Source organism: Curtobacterium sp. L1-20 (assembly GCF_048755855.1).
Taxonomy (GTDB): domain Bacteria; phylum Actinomycetota; class Actinomycetes; order Actinomycetales; family Microbacteriaceae; genus Curtobacterium.
In genome coordinates this window covers 163584-178614 of the sequence record NZ_CP151472.1, presented here as the reverse complement: position 1 = coordinate 178614, position 15031 = coordinate 163584, and the positions used below count along the sequence as shown (strand labels likewise).

Genomic DNA, 15031 nt, shown 5'->3' with positions numbered 1-15031 from the left:
AGACTAGACGGAGTGACCAGTCGCGCGCGGGTTGGAACGAGTCACAGTGTGTGCATGCACACCGAGACAACCTCGTACACCGTCATCGATCACCTACTCGACCGCATCACCGCGCTCGGCGTCGAGAAGATTTTCGGTGTGCCAGGCGATTTCACACTCGAGATGCTGGATCGAGTCGAGGCGCACCCCGATGTCGCTTGGGTGGGCTGCAGCGGCGAACTCGGAGCTGCGTACGCAGCTGACGGTTATGCCCGGGTCCGCGGCCTCGGAGTCGTCTCGACGACGTTCGGCGTCGGTGAGCTGAGCGCCGTGAACGGGATCGCGGGCAGCTACGCGGAGCGGGTTCCCGTGATTCATGTCGTCGGGGCCCCGAGCACGACGACACAGCGCGCAGCCCGGCCGACGCACCACACCCTCGGCGATGGTGATTTCCGACACTTCATGCGGATGCACGCGGAAGTGACATGTGTGCAGGCAGCCCTGACACTCGAGAACGCCGCGCTGGAGATCGACCACGTCATCCGCGAAGTTCTGGAGCGTCGTCTCCCCGGGTACATCCTCATCCCGGCCGACGTCGGTCTCTCCGAGATCGACCCGTCCCCGGATTCGCTTCTGCTCTTGCACGATGATCGGACGAGCTCGCGCGCGTTCCGCCGTTTCCGCCAGGCGATCGAGCCGGCCGTCAGAGAGGCTTCTCGCCCGGCCGTGCTCGCCGACATCTTGGTGGAACGGTTCGGCGCCCGCGAAGCACTGCACGAACTCCTCGAGACGGGTGTGCCGCACGCCTCCCTACTGTGGGGGCGTCGAGCGGTCGATGAAGCAGCACCGACGTTCGTCGGGACCTACGTGGGCAAGGCCAGCCGTGAGGTCGTCCGGTCCACGGTCGAGGACGCTGACCTGTTGATCCAAGCGGGAGTGCAGTTCACCGACCTGACATCCGGGTTCTTCAGTCAGCGGCTCCCTGAAGAGAACACGATCGTCATCGACGGCACCACGTCCACCGTCAACGGAGTCACCTTCGGCCCGATCACGATGGTCGACGCGCTCCGTGCGGTCCGAGAGGCGTTCGACGACCGGATTCGCCCCCTCCCCGGTCCTCCGACGGAACGACCCCCGGTCCTGCCCGACGACCATGACGGCGATGCTCTGACGCAAGCCCGCCTGTGGCGGATCATCAACGAGTGGCTTCGAGGTGGCGACCTCGTCCTCGCGGACCAGGGCACGTCGTTCTACGGCATGGGTGCGCACCGCCTCCCGAGCGACGTCCTCTTCATGGGTCAGCCGCTCTGGGCATCCATTGGCTTCACGCTCCCCGCGATCTTGGGTGCTGCTCTGGCCGCTCCATCGCGCCGACCGGTCCTGCTGATTGGTGACGGGGCAGCCCAACTCACCATTCAGGAGCTCGGCACACTCGTGCGGCAGGCAGTGCCCGCGATCGTCGTCGTCGTCGACAACGGCGGGTACACGGTGGAACGTGCCATCCACGGTGCTGATGCGGCCTACAACGACATCGCCGAATGGGATTGGGTGGGCCTCACCCGAGCGCTCGGAGTCGAATCCGCGCGGCGGGTCAGCTCCACGGACGATCTCAGGACGGCCTTGAGCGGTGCGCGGAGCGCCGCGGCCGGCGTCCACGTCGTCGTTGCCACTGTTCCCCGCGACGACGTCCCACCGTTGTTGGGCGCCATCGCTCATGCCGCCGCCACTGCCAACAGGACGAACTGATGCTGCACGGCCCCGATCCGGAGTTGGATCGTCGCGCCGGTCACGTCGTCCTCCACCTCCTCGGACCAGAGGACGCTAGAAAGAAAGGATCATCATGACTGTCGATCCACAGAAGGGGCGGCCGCCTCGCCTCCGTTTCCACCACATCGGCCGTCCGGTCGAAGTGGACGAGATCAGTGACCACCCCGACGTGCGGTTCAGCCCGATGTGGGACATGTACACCGTCGATCTCCCGAACGACCTCGCCCTGCCGGTGCAGCTCCACGCATTCGGACCCGACTCGAAGCTCGACGCAGCGATCCGCACAGAGCCGCACGTGGGTTTCGTCGTGGACGACATCGAAGCGGCGATCGCCGACCACGAGGTCGCGATGCCGCTGTACGAACCGTTCCCTGGTTACCGGTGCTGCATGATCATCGTGAACCGGCAGCTCGTCGAACTGATCCAGACCACGTTGTCCGACGAAGAGATCTGGAGCGGTAGCGCATTCCGCAACAGCGCCCTCTACCCCGACTCCTGAAACTCGACCGCCCTCGCCGTCCCCGCCGGTGTTGGCGAGAGCATCACTCCACGCGGCGCCCTGGCGTGCGCTTCGACACGTCAGTGCGTCACCGTTCGTGCGGCCCCGGGCGTGGTCCTCCTGCAACCACGCCATCTGGTCGCGTGGTTTCGTGAGACCGGCAGCATGACGGCACCTGGTCAAAATGAACAGTCGAGCACGTCGCGAGCGTTCCAGAGCACCTCTTCACCGGCCTGACACCTCCGGACATGAACTGCTTGTTTCGCACAGTCACCCAACCGTCCGGAAGCGCGAATCTATATCTGCATCCAATCGTCGCGAAGCTCAAGCCGACCGACGGCAAAGCTTGAACCTTCTGGGTTCTGGAGAGACAGGAACGTGCAATGAAGAAATGGAAGAGCTGGGCGCTGGCATCGACCGCCCTCACTCTCGCAATGCTGAGCTGCGGCTACGTCGCTTACGCTGGCGTAGGCGCGCCTAAGGACTCCAGTGTCATCGGTGTCGGCAATACTTCCAATGCAGACTCCTCGTTGACGTCGACCATCCCCGGCAACGTTCCTCTGGCGCCGGAACCCGGGCCGGATGTGAACTCCTTCTCCTACTCCCGCGTGCAGCAGGTCTCCCACACCTCCCACGCCACGTTGAAGTTCGGGTGCCCGGCTGGCTTCTACGTCCGCCCGGGAAGCGGTGACATCTGGGGCGACAACAGCCCCGAACCGCTCAGCAAAACCTTTGTCGGCAACACGGTCCTCATGCAGCAGACCACCGGGCTCGAGTCGGTGTATCCGTACTCGGGAACCCCCGCGAACGCGGCCCTCTACCAGGGAGTCCAGGAGGGCTACTGGAACGCCGGCACCAGCACGCACCACTTCACCTTGACCATCTGGTGCGACCGACTCGCGAACCCAAGCACGGCGGCGCTGCGCGCGGCGAAGCAGGCCATCACCGCAGCCCCACAGCACTTCAACGCATCTCTCCAGAGCGTCAGCACCGGGCAGTATCTCGACGGCGGCGACGAAGGCGACACAGCGGAGATGAGCGATTCGCCGACGACGATGTTCTTCTCCGGCGACCAGGAAGGCGATGGAAACAACATCTACGGCGCCGCCGCCTTCGGCGTCTGGGCTCCAGGAACCGACAATTTCGTCGGCCCCAACCTCGGCTTCGACGGCGCCGTCCCCACTTGGTACGGGTCTGGCAGCGGCACGGCCAACGGCGGTGTGTTGCTCCCCGTCTTCGGCAACAACCAGAGCGACGGGGAGATGCTCGTTCAGGCGAACAGCATCACCGTGCCGAGTAGCGGAAATGTCCCCGACAAAACGGTCGGGACGGGTGGCCAGTGCCTGACCGCCCCCGGCAATGGCGGAGATCCCTTGCTCGAGGACTGCGACGCCACCAACCCTAGCCAGTACTGGAACTTCCCCAACCCTTGACACTCGCGAAAGCCGGATCACCGCTGGCTGACGCTAAAGGAACCCCGGTACGGGCGGGCCGAAACGGCCGTGCGAACGTACCGGGGTCCTAATTTTTCCCGCGACCTTCAGCGGTTCAAGCGGCTCAAGCGGCTACACCCGCCTTGCGTGCGGATTGCTCGACGTTTTCCGCTTCGCCGCGGTCGGCGGCAACGAAGTGTGCGGTCCCCCCAGCAAAGGGAATCCTGTCGACGACTGTCGGCCCAAGCGCATACACGGGCCAGGTTGGGCCGGGACACCTGGCCGTTTCGTCTAGTCGTTCAGTCCTCACCAGATGCTTGCCCTGATTTTCAGGGGCAGAAGAACTGGTGGTTCCGCGCAGTCGTTGACGCGCGGATTGATTCCAGACTATTCATATCGGGCGATCAATCGGGTCGCTGAGCAGCAGACTACAGGGAGCACAAACATGATGACCACGAGGAAGCTTTTCCTAGGGTGTGCGGCGATAGCGACGGTAGCCGCCACAATGACGGCAGTCACTGGGTGCTCAGTGACGCTCCCGTCGGACGTTGCGGCCGGCGCTCCGAATGGAGCGAACGCTGACAAGGCGACGCAGATGAACGTGCAGGTGACGAATAAGACACAGGAGACCATCAATCTGGTGTCCGCGTCACATGCTTCGGGAGTTACCCATTGGCAGATGCAGGCTCCTAAGACGATTGCTCCGGGTGGCTCCGCCACTGTCTCCGATTACGGGTCGGGGGACAATTCGATCGATCTCAAGTATCAGGGAGCAACTTCTGGTTCGATCTTTACGTTCCATGCTTCCGACCCGTTGATTGGCAGTAACAGCATTTCGGGCTCGTCGACCTCTGCTTCCTACCAGGTGACGGGCAGCAATAGTACGGGGCACAATGATTATTCTGTTTTTTCGGTCGTTGCCGGCCATCAGTTCAGCTTTACGGGCGGTGCGCAGTCCTACACAGTTCCCGCGGGCGTAACCGAGATGAATGTGGACGTCGTCGCCGGTAGCGGCGGCTCCACATTCGCCGATGGTCTCGTATCGGGAGCTGAAATCACGGGTATTCTGCATGTCACTCCGGGCGAGGTCCTCTCGATCGGCGTCGGCGGCGCAGGAAGTCGGGGCTATGAAAGCACCGCCGGTGGATGGGGACTTCCTTACAATGGTTCGTCCTTCTCCGGTGGGAACGGATTCAACGCTGACGAAGGCAACCAGGGCGGCGGCGGCGGCGGCGCGTCGGTCATCCTCGACAAGAGCTTGAATCCCAGCCAGCAGGTTCTCGTCGTCGCCGGCGGCGCAGGAGGCAATACCACCGGCAAGTCCGGCGGTGGCGCGCTGGCTTACACGGGTGGCCGTGGGGGCTACAACGGTTCCCTGACAGGAGAGGACGGTCACGGCAGCGAACCCGGGGTAGGCACTGGCGGCAAGGCCGGCTCCATGGACGGAACCCAGGGGCAGGACAGCCCCACTGTCGGCACGGTGCCGGGTGCTGGCGGCGGCGGTTACAAGGGTGGAGCATCCGGGCTGGTTGGGTACGCCGGCGGCGGCGGGGCCGGATCTTCGTACGATGCAGATTTGACGAGGCCCACAGTCAAGACTGCCGGCAGCGGCGGCCAGGTGTACGAACGAAACGGGTCCATCACACTCACGGCTGTGACTAGCTGACATACAGCGGCGGGACTCAACACCTCAATTCACCTTCTGAAGGTGCCTGAGGGCCGGCGCTTTAGCTCAGGGCGCCCAGCGCAAATCATGACGGGCCCCGCGGCGATGCCGCGGGGCCCGTTCCCTGTTTCATCAGCCCGGTGGTCCGGCACGGACCCCGTGATCGACCACCAGCTCGACGTACTGACTCCTACGCGCAGTGCGGTTCCACTTTGCGGAACAGACGCTCCGCGGTGGCGACGTCGGCCTGGTCGGCATGGCTCGCGCGCAGACCGAACGCGCGGCGGCCGCACTCGTCGCGCCGGCGAACTCGGCGGCGAGCAGCGACCTCGACGCGGTGCGGAACATCCTCCGAACGCAGCAGGGCGCCGGCCGCGGAGCGGGCAGCGGCGGCGAGCGTCGGTACGAACCATCTGCAGCGGGGCCTACGGCTGAGCGGAGTCGCTGACGCGAGAAGGCCGGTCAGGGCTCGAGGATGTTCCGCGCTTCCTCGACGTCGTCCTCGGCCTCCTGGGCCTTTGCGCGAGCGGCCGCGAGGCCGAGGCGTTCTCCGACTACGTTGCTGCCGCGCGGAAGGTCAGCGGCAGTCGACAGGCCCGTACCAGCGGCGGTACGGCCAAGCGTGGCAACTCGGATGAGCTTGCGAAGATCCGCGAGTGGGCGAACGCGAACGGTCACGAGGTCTCGAGCCGTGGCCGCACCAGCCAGGCCGTCCGCGACGCCTACGACGCGGCACACTGACACGACTCCCCCAAGCACGACGAAGGCCGGCTCCCCCCACGGGCAGCCGGCCTTCGTCGTGTTCGTCCGATAGCGGTCTCTTATGTCAGTTCGCGTCCGAACTTCCGAGTGTCCATCTAGCGCAGAGGGCTTGCTATAGAAAGTCGAGGCCGCGACAACTCAGTGCTGCACTCCACTTACTACCAAATTCATTGCTAGAAAAATCTAACCTGTGATCAGATTGGACGGTACTTTTGGAAGAAACAAGTACTCATCAAGAAGCACTACAACATTATACCAGTAGGCATTCTTACCGCTTATATAGGAACTCAACAATGCCTTAAGATCGGTCGACTCTAAACGCTTGGTCAACTCACTACACGCAGCCACCCTCACGGATGGAGACTCATCATGCAACGCATTTTTCAATTCCTGCACCGTGCGCTCTGGTCGCCTAATGAGCCAGACATCAGCTGGTTCGCGTTCCCAAGCACGCTCACTCCTCGCTAGAACTGGTGCGACCAGGGGCCCGATAGCCGTTTCTAACAGACTGGCCGCCGTACCGAAACCGAGAACGTCGGAATAGGGCTCGAAAAAGTGGTCAGGAATCGCGTTGACCGCCACTTCGGCTAGGTTCAATATCACACGCCACGCGTCATCTGGAATGAACCCGTCGCGCGCGAGGGACCTGAACCATTCAAGAACAAGAGCTTGATCCGTCGCTTTTTGTCCCGAAACTCGTACAATCAAGGCAGCCGCGCCTTGCTTACGCTCTCGCAGAACGAATGACACAAGATTGGGCGACAGAACGTTTGCGAGGCGCTGTCGAAGTACACGGTCGTTCGTAAGCAACGCCCGTGCATCGTGCAGCATCTCATCGGGACGACTATAAGTCAAAGCTTCCCACGGCCTACTGTCCCAATCCCTTTCGCTGACTAGGCTCTTGATCTCCTGCGCCGACATGCTGATAGCTCTGAGCTCAGCCTCGACCCTCGCGGACACAACCTTGCCCGACGGGGGTTTCTGAACGAGGCTAAGAAGATGTCGGGCTTTGTTCCGATTGCCTCGAGCATTATCTATGATCAATTCTGATAACTTTGGGTTGCCCTCAAAGAGAAGCGTTTTGAGAGTAGCGTCATCGAGACTACCTTCAAGAAGACCTTTTGTTATCGCCGCAACTCGTATGGAACTATCCTTGCCCCTAGACGCGAGACGATTGATACTTTTGTCGCCAAGGTGCTCGATATTCAACTCCAAATCCGACCACATTTCCGTAGCCGGCAAGGAATACAGCAGGCGCTCGGCGAAAAGCTCGAGATTACCATTGAGAGCTTCTGCTATCTCTTTCAGCAGAGTGGCTCGTTCGCCGTGCAGACCCGAGACCGACGACAGCCGCTCAACCAGTTCTCTCAGACGCTCCGATGGCATGCCGTGACCCTGGGCCCCCTTGAGGAGGTAGCGGACCGCGTCATCATTGTCCGGATTAGCGTTTAAAATTCGGGCCCATTGGTCATCAATTATCCCTGCATGTTCGTCATCAACCTCTTCCCAGAGACTAGCGGGGTAAAGACCGGAGCGAAGAATCTGCAACATGGCTCCTTGACCAACTGGTCCTTCTTCAGCAGCATATTCCAGCAACTCGCTACTGACGTCATCCCAGGACTCGGCAAGAAGCGCCCATCCGGGGATCACGCGTTCCGATGGGTCCTGATGTAAACCAATGTCTGCGAGCATGGTGCGAGCCCAGGAGACTCGTTCACCCTGGACAAGTTCCAGCCGTGCAACTCGGCGATACAGTCGGTTGATGAGATGAGTACCAACAAGGGCGCGGTCAATGCCGACTGCCGCCGAAAAGAACTCCAATCGATCGCGATCGAGGGCTCGTGCCTTGATGTCTCGCCCCGTCAGAACCGCCTTGACACCGTCAAGAACTTGTATGACTTGCTCTTGCGCCTCATCGGGAGTGTGATCGGACGCCTCGTCGAGGGCGGTGCCTTCATCTGTCGGTTGGATTGCAGGGGCCCCCGTCGGGGGCGACTGCGTTACTCGATCGAGAACATCTTCGAGGAGTACCTCGTGGAGCATGTCTGAGACTTTCGAGACGAGGTCTCGAGGGGTTTCGAAGCTCCCATGCAGTCCGATCCGATCACGCTCAAACTTTTTTTTGAACTGCAAGACTTTTTTCAGCGAAGGGCCAGCATCGTCTAGTTCAGCTTGAGGAATGTCAGCAAAGTACATGGCGATACGAGGAAGCTTGCCGGAGGCTCTGCGGCGCCTAACGGCGTGGTCAAACTCCTCAGAGAAGCCTGAATCAGCCGCACCAGTCGGTGTTCCCCATCTACGTCGAAGGAGGCCAATGAAGATGTCACAGTCGTCCACTAGGGGATTTATTTGTCCTTGTGGGCGTCCATAATCAGACGACAACTCCTCCCATCCCGTTACTCGGACACGGACAGCAGCGCGACTGAACCTTGAGTTGACGTGCTGCTCAAGATCGCGTAAAGCGGCCCGCTCGGCGGTCAGGTCACTAGGGGAAGCAATGAATACGAGTAGTTCGTGAACGTGTGGCATGATTTCTCGGTGGCAACCTTTCCACAAGTCTGCTGTTTTGAAAAGGTTCTGCGGTTGCGGCGGGATCCGCTGTCGCGCTGGGGTCTGCCGTATCACCACGCCTCCTGCGAAGCAGGATGCTGTGGCTTCGGGGTGCTAGCGCACCTTGTGCGACACATGCGCGTGAGGGTCTAGACGGGGGGGCGGGGCTGGCGCCAGCAGGTGCTAGTAGCTGCCGTTGGGGGCCGCGATGCAGGCTGCCGCGGTCGGTGTTGCGGCGACTGCTCCATGCATCGGCCGGAGCAGTCGCCTGCACTTTCAGCAGTCGGGGAGATCGTCGAGGTTGTTCGGCGCGAACCCATCCGCGCTTGTGGTGAGGTAGTCGGCGCCGTTGCGGGTCCGAACGCGGACGTAGACCGTTCGGCCCGCGACCGACACGTAGTAGGCCAAGGAATCCGCGTTGATATTACGGATGGCCTGCGACTTACTGTGGGTCCATCCGCTACCGCAGAGACCGGTGATGTCTCCATCGCTATTTTTCTGGCTGCGCGTCACTTGCAGGGACACAGTTAACTCCTTCGTCATTGGCCTACCCAGGGTTCGGCTTCGCTATCGCTGGCTGCGCTAGCGAACAGGGTACGTCGCTGCTCCGACAGGGCAGCCGGAAGCCGCTAGCGGTCGGGCGGAGTTGCAGCAGTAGCGTGATCGAGTGCACGGCCGAGCCCGGTTGTGTCGTCGTAGAGCGCTTTCACCCGCGCTAGGGCGGCATCGACGGCTGCATCTGTCTCCTCTAGCTCGGCGTATGTTTCCTGCAGTGTGAGCTCGTCAAACCGTGACGGTCGCCGCGCGACTGAGCCGAGGACCTCCTTTGGGGTCGAGCCATCCGCTGCTGCTGCACGTCGACTTGGGATGATGCTCGTCATCGACCGGTCCGACAAAGCAACACCGGTGCGCGCCCATCCATGGACGTCTAACGGCAATAGCAGCTGCTCTGCCCTCCGCCACTCCCCCGGTACCGGCTGCTCGCAGTCGTGCCGGTCCAGGTTTCCCTTCGTCGGGTCCAGCAACCGGATGACGTCGCCGCGGAACCCCGTCCAGACCGGTCCGACGATGCGGAGCCACCGCGTCACGGCGCACGCAGCGCATGACGCCGCGTCGTTGGATGAGGGAACGACGTGACCGCGGACGCGGACGATGCTCGTCACCGTAACGTCATTGGGTGCGATGGTACGGGCTTGCTCGCGGGTGAGGTGCAGGGTGCCGAGGAGGACGACGAGGAACGCGTCGCGTCGGCCGCGGAGCCCAATCGGGTACCGGTACTTCGGGATCCCCGCCAACACCTTCCCGACCGCCGCACGGTCGGGGGCTTCTGGTCGCGACCACACTCTCGCCTGCACGGTGGGTATCGGGTCCGCGAGGCCGGCGGCAAGGTGATGCGCGCGGATCGTGTGCCGGCGGAGTCGCTGCGTTGACGCCGCCCCAGGAAACTGGGCCAGGAACTGATCAATTGTGGCTGCCGCCGCGGGGAGCGGCTCGTGGCCCGTTGCAGTGCACCATGCGACGAACCGACCCCAATGTGCCTCGAGCGCTGGTGCCGCGTCGGGCCGCGATGCGGGGGCGGCCATAGCCGTATCCGGGTGATCGCGTTGCGGACCAAAGGAGCGTACTCACGGTCGTAGATCTGCAGAGTGGCGGCGTTGGTGTGGTGGCTCTGCTTCATGATCTCCACATCCGTCGCGCCGGCGTTGCGTGCCTCGGTCACAAACCCGGCGCGAAGGGAGTGCCCCGACCAGCCGTCCTCCCCCAGCCCGGCGGCGTGCGCGCGGCGGGCAACAGCTTTCCCGACCGTGGTGGGGCTGATGCCTGTGTCGCGAAACAGGCCCCACTTCGAAACCGCGCGGAAGAACGGCATCGACCGCGGGAGGCGGTCGGCGCCGATCCCGTCCGCGCAGACGTGCACGGCAAGGCTCGCTCCAGTGAGCGCGGTGAAGAGACCGGCTTCACCCCGAGCGTCCTGCGCGGCCATCAACCGAGAGAGTCGAACAAACGCGCACGGAGCGCAGGTGACCGGGTTCGCGCCCCGCTGCAGCCCTTGATTCGACCGAGGCCGTCCTGGTCGGTCTTGGACTTCCGCACTCTCGCATAGACGCCCTCGCCGTCGACAAGGCGGAGATCCGCGACGGTAAGGGCGGCGAGTTCGGACTCGCGGAACGCGCCGACGAACCCGAACAGCAGCAACGCCTGATCCCGCGTCGCCAGGGCGCCGGTCTGCAGATCGGCGACGTCGATCTTCAACAGCGTCGTCTGCAGCGCCTTGAGCGTCATCGGCTTCGCCCGTCGCACCGGCACCGACCGGGTGCGGCGGATGCCCTTCAAGACGTCGTCGACGATCGGAGTGGAACCGGGTGGGATGTGGCCGCGGCGGGCGTGTTCCCAGTCGATCGCGGCAACGTAGGGCTGATCGTTGCCGGCGTGTACCGCTGCCCACCATCCGGAAGGACGGCGTTGGCCTTGTCCGCGAGGAACGCCGCGACCTCGGCCGGATCGACCGGCGCCCTGGCGATCTGCTCGAGCTCGTGCGGTTCGGAGATCTCGTGGTCGAGGAACCCGGCCCGCCAGCGGGCGAACTGTCGAAGATCCGACCGGTACGCACGGATGGTGTTCGACGACAGGGACGCTTCCGCGAACACTCGCGGCGACGCCTCCGCTGGCACCACCAGGTCACCCGAGCCGGCACCGACGAGAACGCATCAGTACAACCCATCCCGCTGCGAAGCGTACCCTCGAGCGGCAGTGGAATGAGATCAGTCCCGCCGTCGAGCACAGCTGGGAGTGGTGGCCCTAGAAAGAACGAAGGCCCCGCATGCGGGGCCTTCGGCTGGCAACGTTCCGGTAACCGGCCCGTCGTGCGATCACTGTACCGCGCAGCGGATCACAGCGCACCTACCCAGCCTAGAGTGCGTCCAAAATCGCCTCGCAAAGCAACCACGCGCACATATGTGACGTTTCGTCAGTGGCTGCAGCTACGGTCCTCACATGCAGTCACCGAACTTCGGCGAGATCCTCCTCGACGCCGTGAAGACCGACATCACGCTCGTGTGGGCGCACTGGCCAACTTGGTCACATGACCAGCCAATCATCTGGGTGATCCCCGCCGCGATCGTCCTCAGCCTCGCCCAATCCGTCCGACCCAAGAGGCGTCACGGACAATGAGTCCCAATCACTATCCCGAAGCCGATCGTTCCCGTGGAGCGAACGCGTGAGCACGGCGGCGCTGTTGGTGTCGTGCTTCAGCCTTGTCGTGAGCGGACTTGCTCTGGGATGGCAGGTGGCGATGTGGCTGCTCAACGGCGGCAGAGTCCGTGTACGTCTCATGCACGGTGTCATCGGCCACGGCGGAGTCGCCGTGGGACCGGTACGACGCAATAATCGTCTCCTCGATCATTCGGCGATGCGAGCACAAGGCTGGAACGGTCCAGATGTGCTCGGCATCGAGGTCACCAACACCGGACGAGCACGCATCCAAGTCACAGGCTTCGGGATCCGCCAAGGCAACAAGGGAATGTCCGTGAACTACCCATCGGGCAACGCCATCTCGCCCGCTCTGCCCGCCTGGATCGAACCCGGCAGTTCTGTCACCTGGTATGGCGAGCTCGCCGACGGCACCGCCCTGATCTACGCCACGGCTCAGAATCCGGCCGCGTCCGGCCCACGTGAACTTCGGATGAGCGTGTCGCTCGGCACGGGCAAGAGCGTCACCACACCACAGTGCGTTCGGATCTGATCGTCCGGTACGTGTACAGCCCGCGGCAGACTCTTGTGATCGGCCACCAGGTCGTTGAAGGACTACTCGACAGCGCGAACGGGGCAGACGATCTGTCTCGATAGCCGATCGTCTACCGGGCGGTTGCTCGTCGCCCCAGTGACGATTGGAACCGCGCGAGGTATCCGTCAGGGTCCTGGACGAGGAATTGATGCACGCCGGCCTCTTCCTCGCCGACGCCGTACCACTTCGTCTCGGGTTGCATGAAGAGCTCAACGCCACCCCGTCCGAGGACCTGCGCCAACGCCTCAGAGTCCGGCACCGTGATCTGGAGATTCACCCCGCGGCCGAGCGGGCGCTCAAGAGGCCCCGTGATCCAGTTCCGACCCACGCCTGCTTGTTCGAGCATCAGGTGCGCGGAACCGAGCGTGATGTACGCGAAGCGTTCCTCAGGGCGCGAGTAGGCGACGTCGAAGCCGCACAAGTTGCACCAGAACTCAATGCTCTGATCCAGGTCGGCCACAAGCAATTCGGGAACGAGCGAGGGTTCGGGAGTTTCAGTCACCGGACCATCGTCGCAGTCCTCACCCTGCGGGCAGTCCCGGTAGGGGATCGGCGGGCGGGCGCCCTGTCGTCAGCGCTCGTGTGACCCCTCGGGCCGATCGGACATCAACCCTCGGCCAGACGGCGTCGCTCGTTGCCAGAACGTGAGCCGGTTGCCGAACGGGTCGAGGACGAGCATGGTCCGCCCCCAGTCGTCCGTCTCGATACCAGGCCGGGAGCGTGGGTGCTGCTGGACGAGTAGCGCATCCCGGTAACGGTCGAGGTCCTCCATGACGAGCATCACCGCAGCCCCGGGTGTGGCATCGCCGTGGTGCTCGCTCAGGTGCAGGACCTTGCCGCCCAGCGCGACCTGCGCGTACACGGGCAGGTCAGCCTCGAACTGGTGCTGCCATTGCCACTCGAACCCGAGGTAATCGCAGTAGAACGCCCGCGCGACGACGTGGTCAAAGACGCGCAGCACCGGAATCACGTCCGACTCGCGTCTCGGTACGGGTGGTTCTCGACGAGCCAGCGCAGACATGGTGTTCCAGTCCCGGTACCCGGCTGCGTGGGCGGCAGCCTCAAGAGCAGCCGAGTGCGTGCAATCCGTGCCGGTGCTGAGTTCTCGGGCGAGCTTCTTCGCTTCTTCGATCGTGATCACGACGTTCCAATCGCGCGATGACCGCTGGTTCCTGCGTTGCCAGGGATCGCGGACGGATCGGGATCAACCTGATGAAGTGGAGCTGGTTCGTCGGTGTTCACCGGATGCAGGGGCTGGCCACCGAAGCCGCGAACACTCTAACCCCCCGCACTTGATCCGGCATGGGAGGTCCAAGCCTTCGAGGCCTGGTGGCCGTTGTGCGACCCTGGCTCCATGTTCTCGCTCCCCCTCGGCCCCACAGCCCAGTTGCGTCCCCTCGAGGTGTGGCACGCCGACATGTTCGCCGCCCACCTCGACCGTGCACGAGAGCACATCCGCCCCTGGGTCGGACCAACGTTCGTGACGGACTCCGTCCACGGCGCACGGTCGACGCTCGCCCGCTACGCGAACTCCGCTGCCACCGACGGGGCGCGGCTGTACGGGATCTGGCACGACGGCCAGCTCGTCGGCGGGGTGATGTTCGTGAGCTTCAGCGCCGCTGCAGGAGTCTGCGAGATCGGATGCTGGCTCGAGCCGGCCGCGGAAGGTCGGGGGCTCGTCACCCGAGCGGCCAGCGCCCTGCTCGACTGGGCCTTGCGGGAGCGAGGACTGAACCGCGCCGAGTGGCGGTGCCGCGCGGACAACGTCCGAAGCTCCGCGGTCGCCCAGCGGCTCGGCATGCACCTCGAGGGCACGCTACGCGGGGCATGGCTCAACGGGGGCGTGTTCCACGACAAGCAAGTCTGGGCACTCCTGCGCTCAGAACACCCAACCCGCAACGAACAACCAAGCAGGTGAAAGGCGCTCGATAGCCGATCGGCTATCGAGATCTGGGGTCGGCGGCCAGCTTGAAGAGCACGAGCCCCGGTGTGCCGTTCGGCGCCGCGGGTCCGTGGCCGATCGCAGCGAAACCCAGTGACACGTAGAGCCGTCTCGCTGGGCTATCAAGGTTCGACGTCTGCAACCAGCAGGGGCGCCTTCGGTCGCTCGAAGCCATTCGACGAGCACCCTGCGACCTAAGCCGCGATACTGCTCCCCTGGTGCTCGGGCAAGGAGGTTCAGTGCGACAGAGCCGTCGAGCTTCGGCGCTTCATCCCCCAGATTCTCTCGAAGCTCATCCGCCCAAGGATATCGCTGCTCCTCCCACTGCCACGGGTGTCCGTAGGAGAACGCGACGAGTCGACCGGCATCGCGAGCGGTCGTCGCGACCACCCGCTCACGCTCTATCGCTCCCTGGTAGAGCGACGCAAAGAGCTCGGCGAAGGAGGGTGGTTCAGAGAGCGGGGGCTGTCCTGCCGCTGCTTGGTAGAGCGTCCGGACTTCCACAGAGCGCGGAAACTCCCGAGCGGATGTCATCGTGGTGACGACGGTCATGTCGAAAGCCTACGACCGCCCCTGCCAGGTAGTGGCGGTCCCGTATTCGTATCCCGACGACTGGCCCTTCCCACCGTCCCGATAGACGATCGTTGAC

The 15031-nt window shown here is 63.5% G+C and carries 14 protein-coding genes and 1 pseudogene; 8 read left to right on the top strand and 7 right to left on the bottom strand.

The features are described from left to right. The first annotated feature begins 54 nt into the window (after window positions 1–54). From AAEP86_RS00890 to AAEP86_RS00870, 5 genes are all read left to right on the top strand, one after another. Window positions 55–1725 (top strand): alpha-keto acid decarboxylase family protein, encoded by a 1671-nt coding sequence (locus tag AAEP86_RS00890; protein ID WP_420366977.1) that lies wholly within the window; start codon window positions 55–57, stop codon window positions 1723–1725. A 94-nt stretch (window positions 1726–1819) separates the two neighbouring features. Beyond that, the gene (locus AAEP86_RS00885) at window positions 1820–2245 is read left to right on the top strand and encodes a hypothetical protein (RefSeq protein ID WP_420366976.1); all 426 of its coding nucleotides are present in this window, start codon (window positions 1820–1822) and stop codon (window positions 2243–2245) included. 383 nt (window positions 2246–2628) lie between these two features. Then, entirely contained in the window at window positions 2629–3678 is a 1050-nt protein-coding gene (locus AAEP86_RS00880; RefSeq protein ID WP_420366975.1) for a hypothetical protein, read from the top strand. 595 nt (window positions 3679–4273) lie between these two features. Further along, on the top strand, window positions 4274–5344 hold the full coding sequence (locus AAEP86_RS00875) for a hypothetical protein (RefSeq protein WP_420366974.1): 1071 nt from the start codon (window positions 4274–4276) through the stop codon (window positions 5342–5344). Window positions 5345–5788: 444 nt separating this feature from the next. Beyond that, window positions 5789–6085: an Lsr2 family DNA-binding protein gene (locus AAEP86_RS00870; RefSeq protein WP_420367231.1), complete on the top strand. Its 297-nt coding sequence runs from the start codon at window positions 5789–5791 to the stop codon at window positions 6083–6085. Window positions 6086–6289: 204 nt separating this feature from the next. Here the strand turns inward: AAEP86_RS00870 and AAEP86_RS00865 are convergent, their stop codons facing one another. The 5 genes and pseudogenes from AAEP86_RS00865 to AAEP86_RS00845 form a co-directional block, all read right to left on the bottom strand. After that, window positions 6290–8302: a hypothetical protein gene (locus AAEP86_RS00865; RefSeq protein ID WP_420367233.1), complete on the bottom strand. Its 2013-nt coding sequence runs from the start codon at window positions 8300–8302 to the stop codon at window positions 6290–6292. 54 nt (window positions 8303–8356) lie between these two features. Then, window positions 8357–8635 (bottom strand): annotated as a pseudogene (locus AAEP86_RS00860) (DUF4062 domain-containing protein); the annotation flags it as partial. Window positions 8636–8932: 297 nt separating this feature from the next. Continuing rightward, a complete protein-coding gene (locus AAEP86_RS00855; protein WP_420366973.1) occupies window positions 8933–9181 on the bottom strand; it encodes a DUF3892 domain-containing protein in 249 nt (82 codons plus the stop codon). 104 nt (window positions 9182–9285) lie between these two features. Further along, window positions 9286–10011 (bottom strand): hypothetical protein, encoded by a 726-nt coding sequence (locus AAEP86_RS00850; RefSeq protein ID WP_420366972.1) that lies wholly within the window; start codon window positions 10009–10011, stop codon window positions 9286–9288. A gap of 628 nt (window positions 10012–10639) precedes the next feature. Then, window positions 10640–10990 (bottom strand): hypothetical protein, encoded by a 351-nt coding sequence (locus AAEP86_RS00845; RefSeq protein ID WP_420366971.1) that lies wholly within the window; start codon window positions 10988–10990, stop codon window positions 10640–10642. A gap of 660 nt (window positions 10991–11650) precedes the next feature. Here AAEP86_RS00845 and AAEP86_RS00840 point away from each other — a divergent pair. Then, window positions 11651–11827, top strand: a complete 177-nt coding sequence (locus AAEP86_RS00840; protein ID WP_420366970.1) for a hypothetical protein — start codon at window positions 11651–11653, stop codon at window positions 11825–11827. Between the two features lie 46 nt (window positions 11828–11873). After that, window positions 11874–12398, top strand: a complete 525-nt coding sequence (locus AAEP86_RS00835; protein WP_420366969.1) for a hypothetical protein — start codon at window positions 11874–11876, stop codon at window positions 12396–12398. A 112-nt stretch (window positions 12399–12510) separates the two neighbouring features. Here AAEP86_RS00835 and AAEP86_RS00830 read toward each other — a convergent pair whose 3' ends face one another. Together AAEP86_RS00830 and AAEP86_RS00825 are read right to left on the bottom strand one after the other, a co-directional pair. Continuing rightward, complete coding sequence (locus AAEP86_RS00830; protein ID WP_420366968.1) at window positions 12511–12942, bottom strand: bleomycin resistance protein; 432 nt, start codon at window positions 12940–12942, stop codon at window positions 12511–12513. Between the two features lie 69 nt (window positions 12943–13011). Further along, the gene (locus tag AAEP86_RS00825; RefSeq protein WP_420366967.1) at window positions 13012–13581 is read right to left on the bottom strand and encodes a glyoxalase superfamily protein; all 570 of its coding nucleotides are present in this window, start codon (window positions 13579–13581) and stop codon (window positions 13012–13014) included. 213 nt (window positions 13582–13794) lie between these two features. On the opposite strand from AAEP86_RS00825, the gene AAEP86_RS00820 reads away from it, so the two are divergent. Next, the gene (locus tag AAEP86_RS00820) at window positions 13795–14358 is read left to right on the top strand and encodes a GNAT family N-acetyltransferase (RefSeq protein ID WP_420366966.1); all 564 of its coding nucleotides are present in this window, start codon (window positions 13795–13797) and stop codon (window positions 14356–14358) included. The last annotated feature ends 673 nt before the right edge of the window (window positions 14359–15031 follow it).

What these genes read in the sequence shown, in the direction of transcription:
- AAEP86_RS00885 (WP_420366976.1), top strand. Translation starts at nt 1,820, where the DNA reads ATGACTGTCGATCCACAGAAGGGGCGGCCGCCTCGCCTCCGTTTCCAC.
- AAEP86_RS00840 (WP_420366970.1), top strand. Translation starts at nt 11,651, where the DNA reads ATGCAGTCACCGAACTTCGGCGAGATCCTCCTCGACGCCGTGAAGACC.
- AAEP86_RS00880 (WP_420366975.1), top strand. Translation starts at nt 2,629, where the DNA reads ATGAAGAAATGGAAGAGCTGGGCGCTGGCATCGACCGCCCTCACTCTC.
- AAEP86_RS00890 (WP_420366977.1), top strand. Translation starts at nt 55, where the DNA reads ATGCACACCGAGACAACCTCGTACACCGTCATCGATCACCTACTCGAC.
- AAEP86_RS00820 (WP_420366966.1), top strand. Translation starts at nt 13,795, where the DNA reads ATGTTCTCGCTCCCCCTCGGCCCCACAGCCCAGTTGCGTCCCCTCGAG.
- AAEP86_RS00875 (WP_420366974.1), top strand. Translation starts at nt 4,274, where the DNA reads ATGAACGTGCAGGTGACGAATAAGACACAGGAGACCATCAATCTGGTG.
- AAEP86_RS00865 (WP_420367233.1), bottom strand. Translation starts at nt 8,302, where the DNA reads ATGTACTTTGCTGACATTCCTCAAGCTGAACTAGACGATGCTGGCCCT.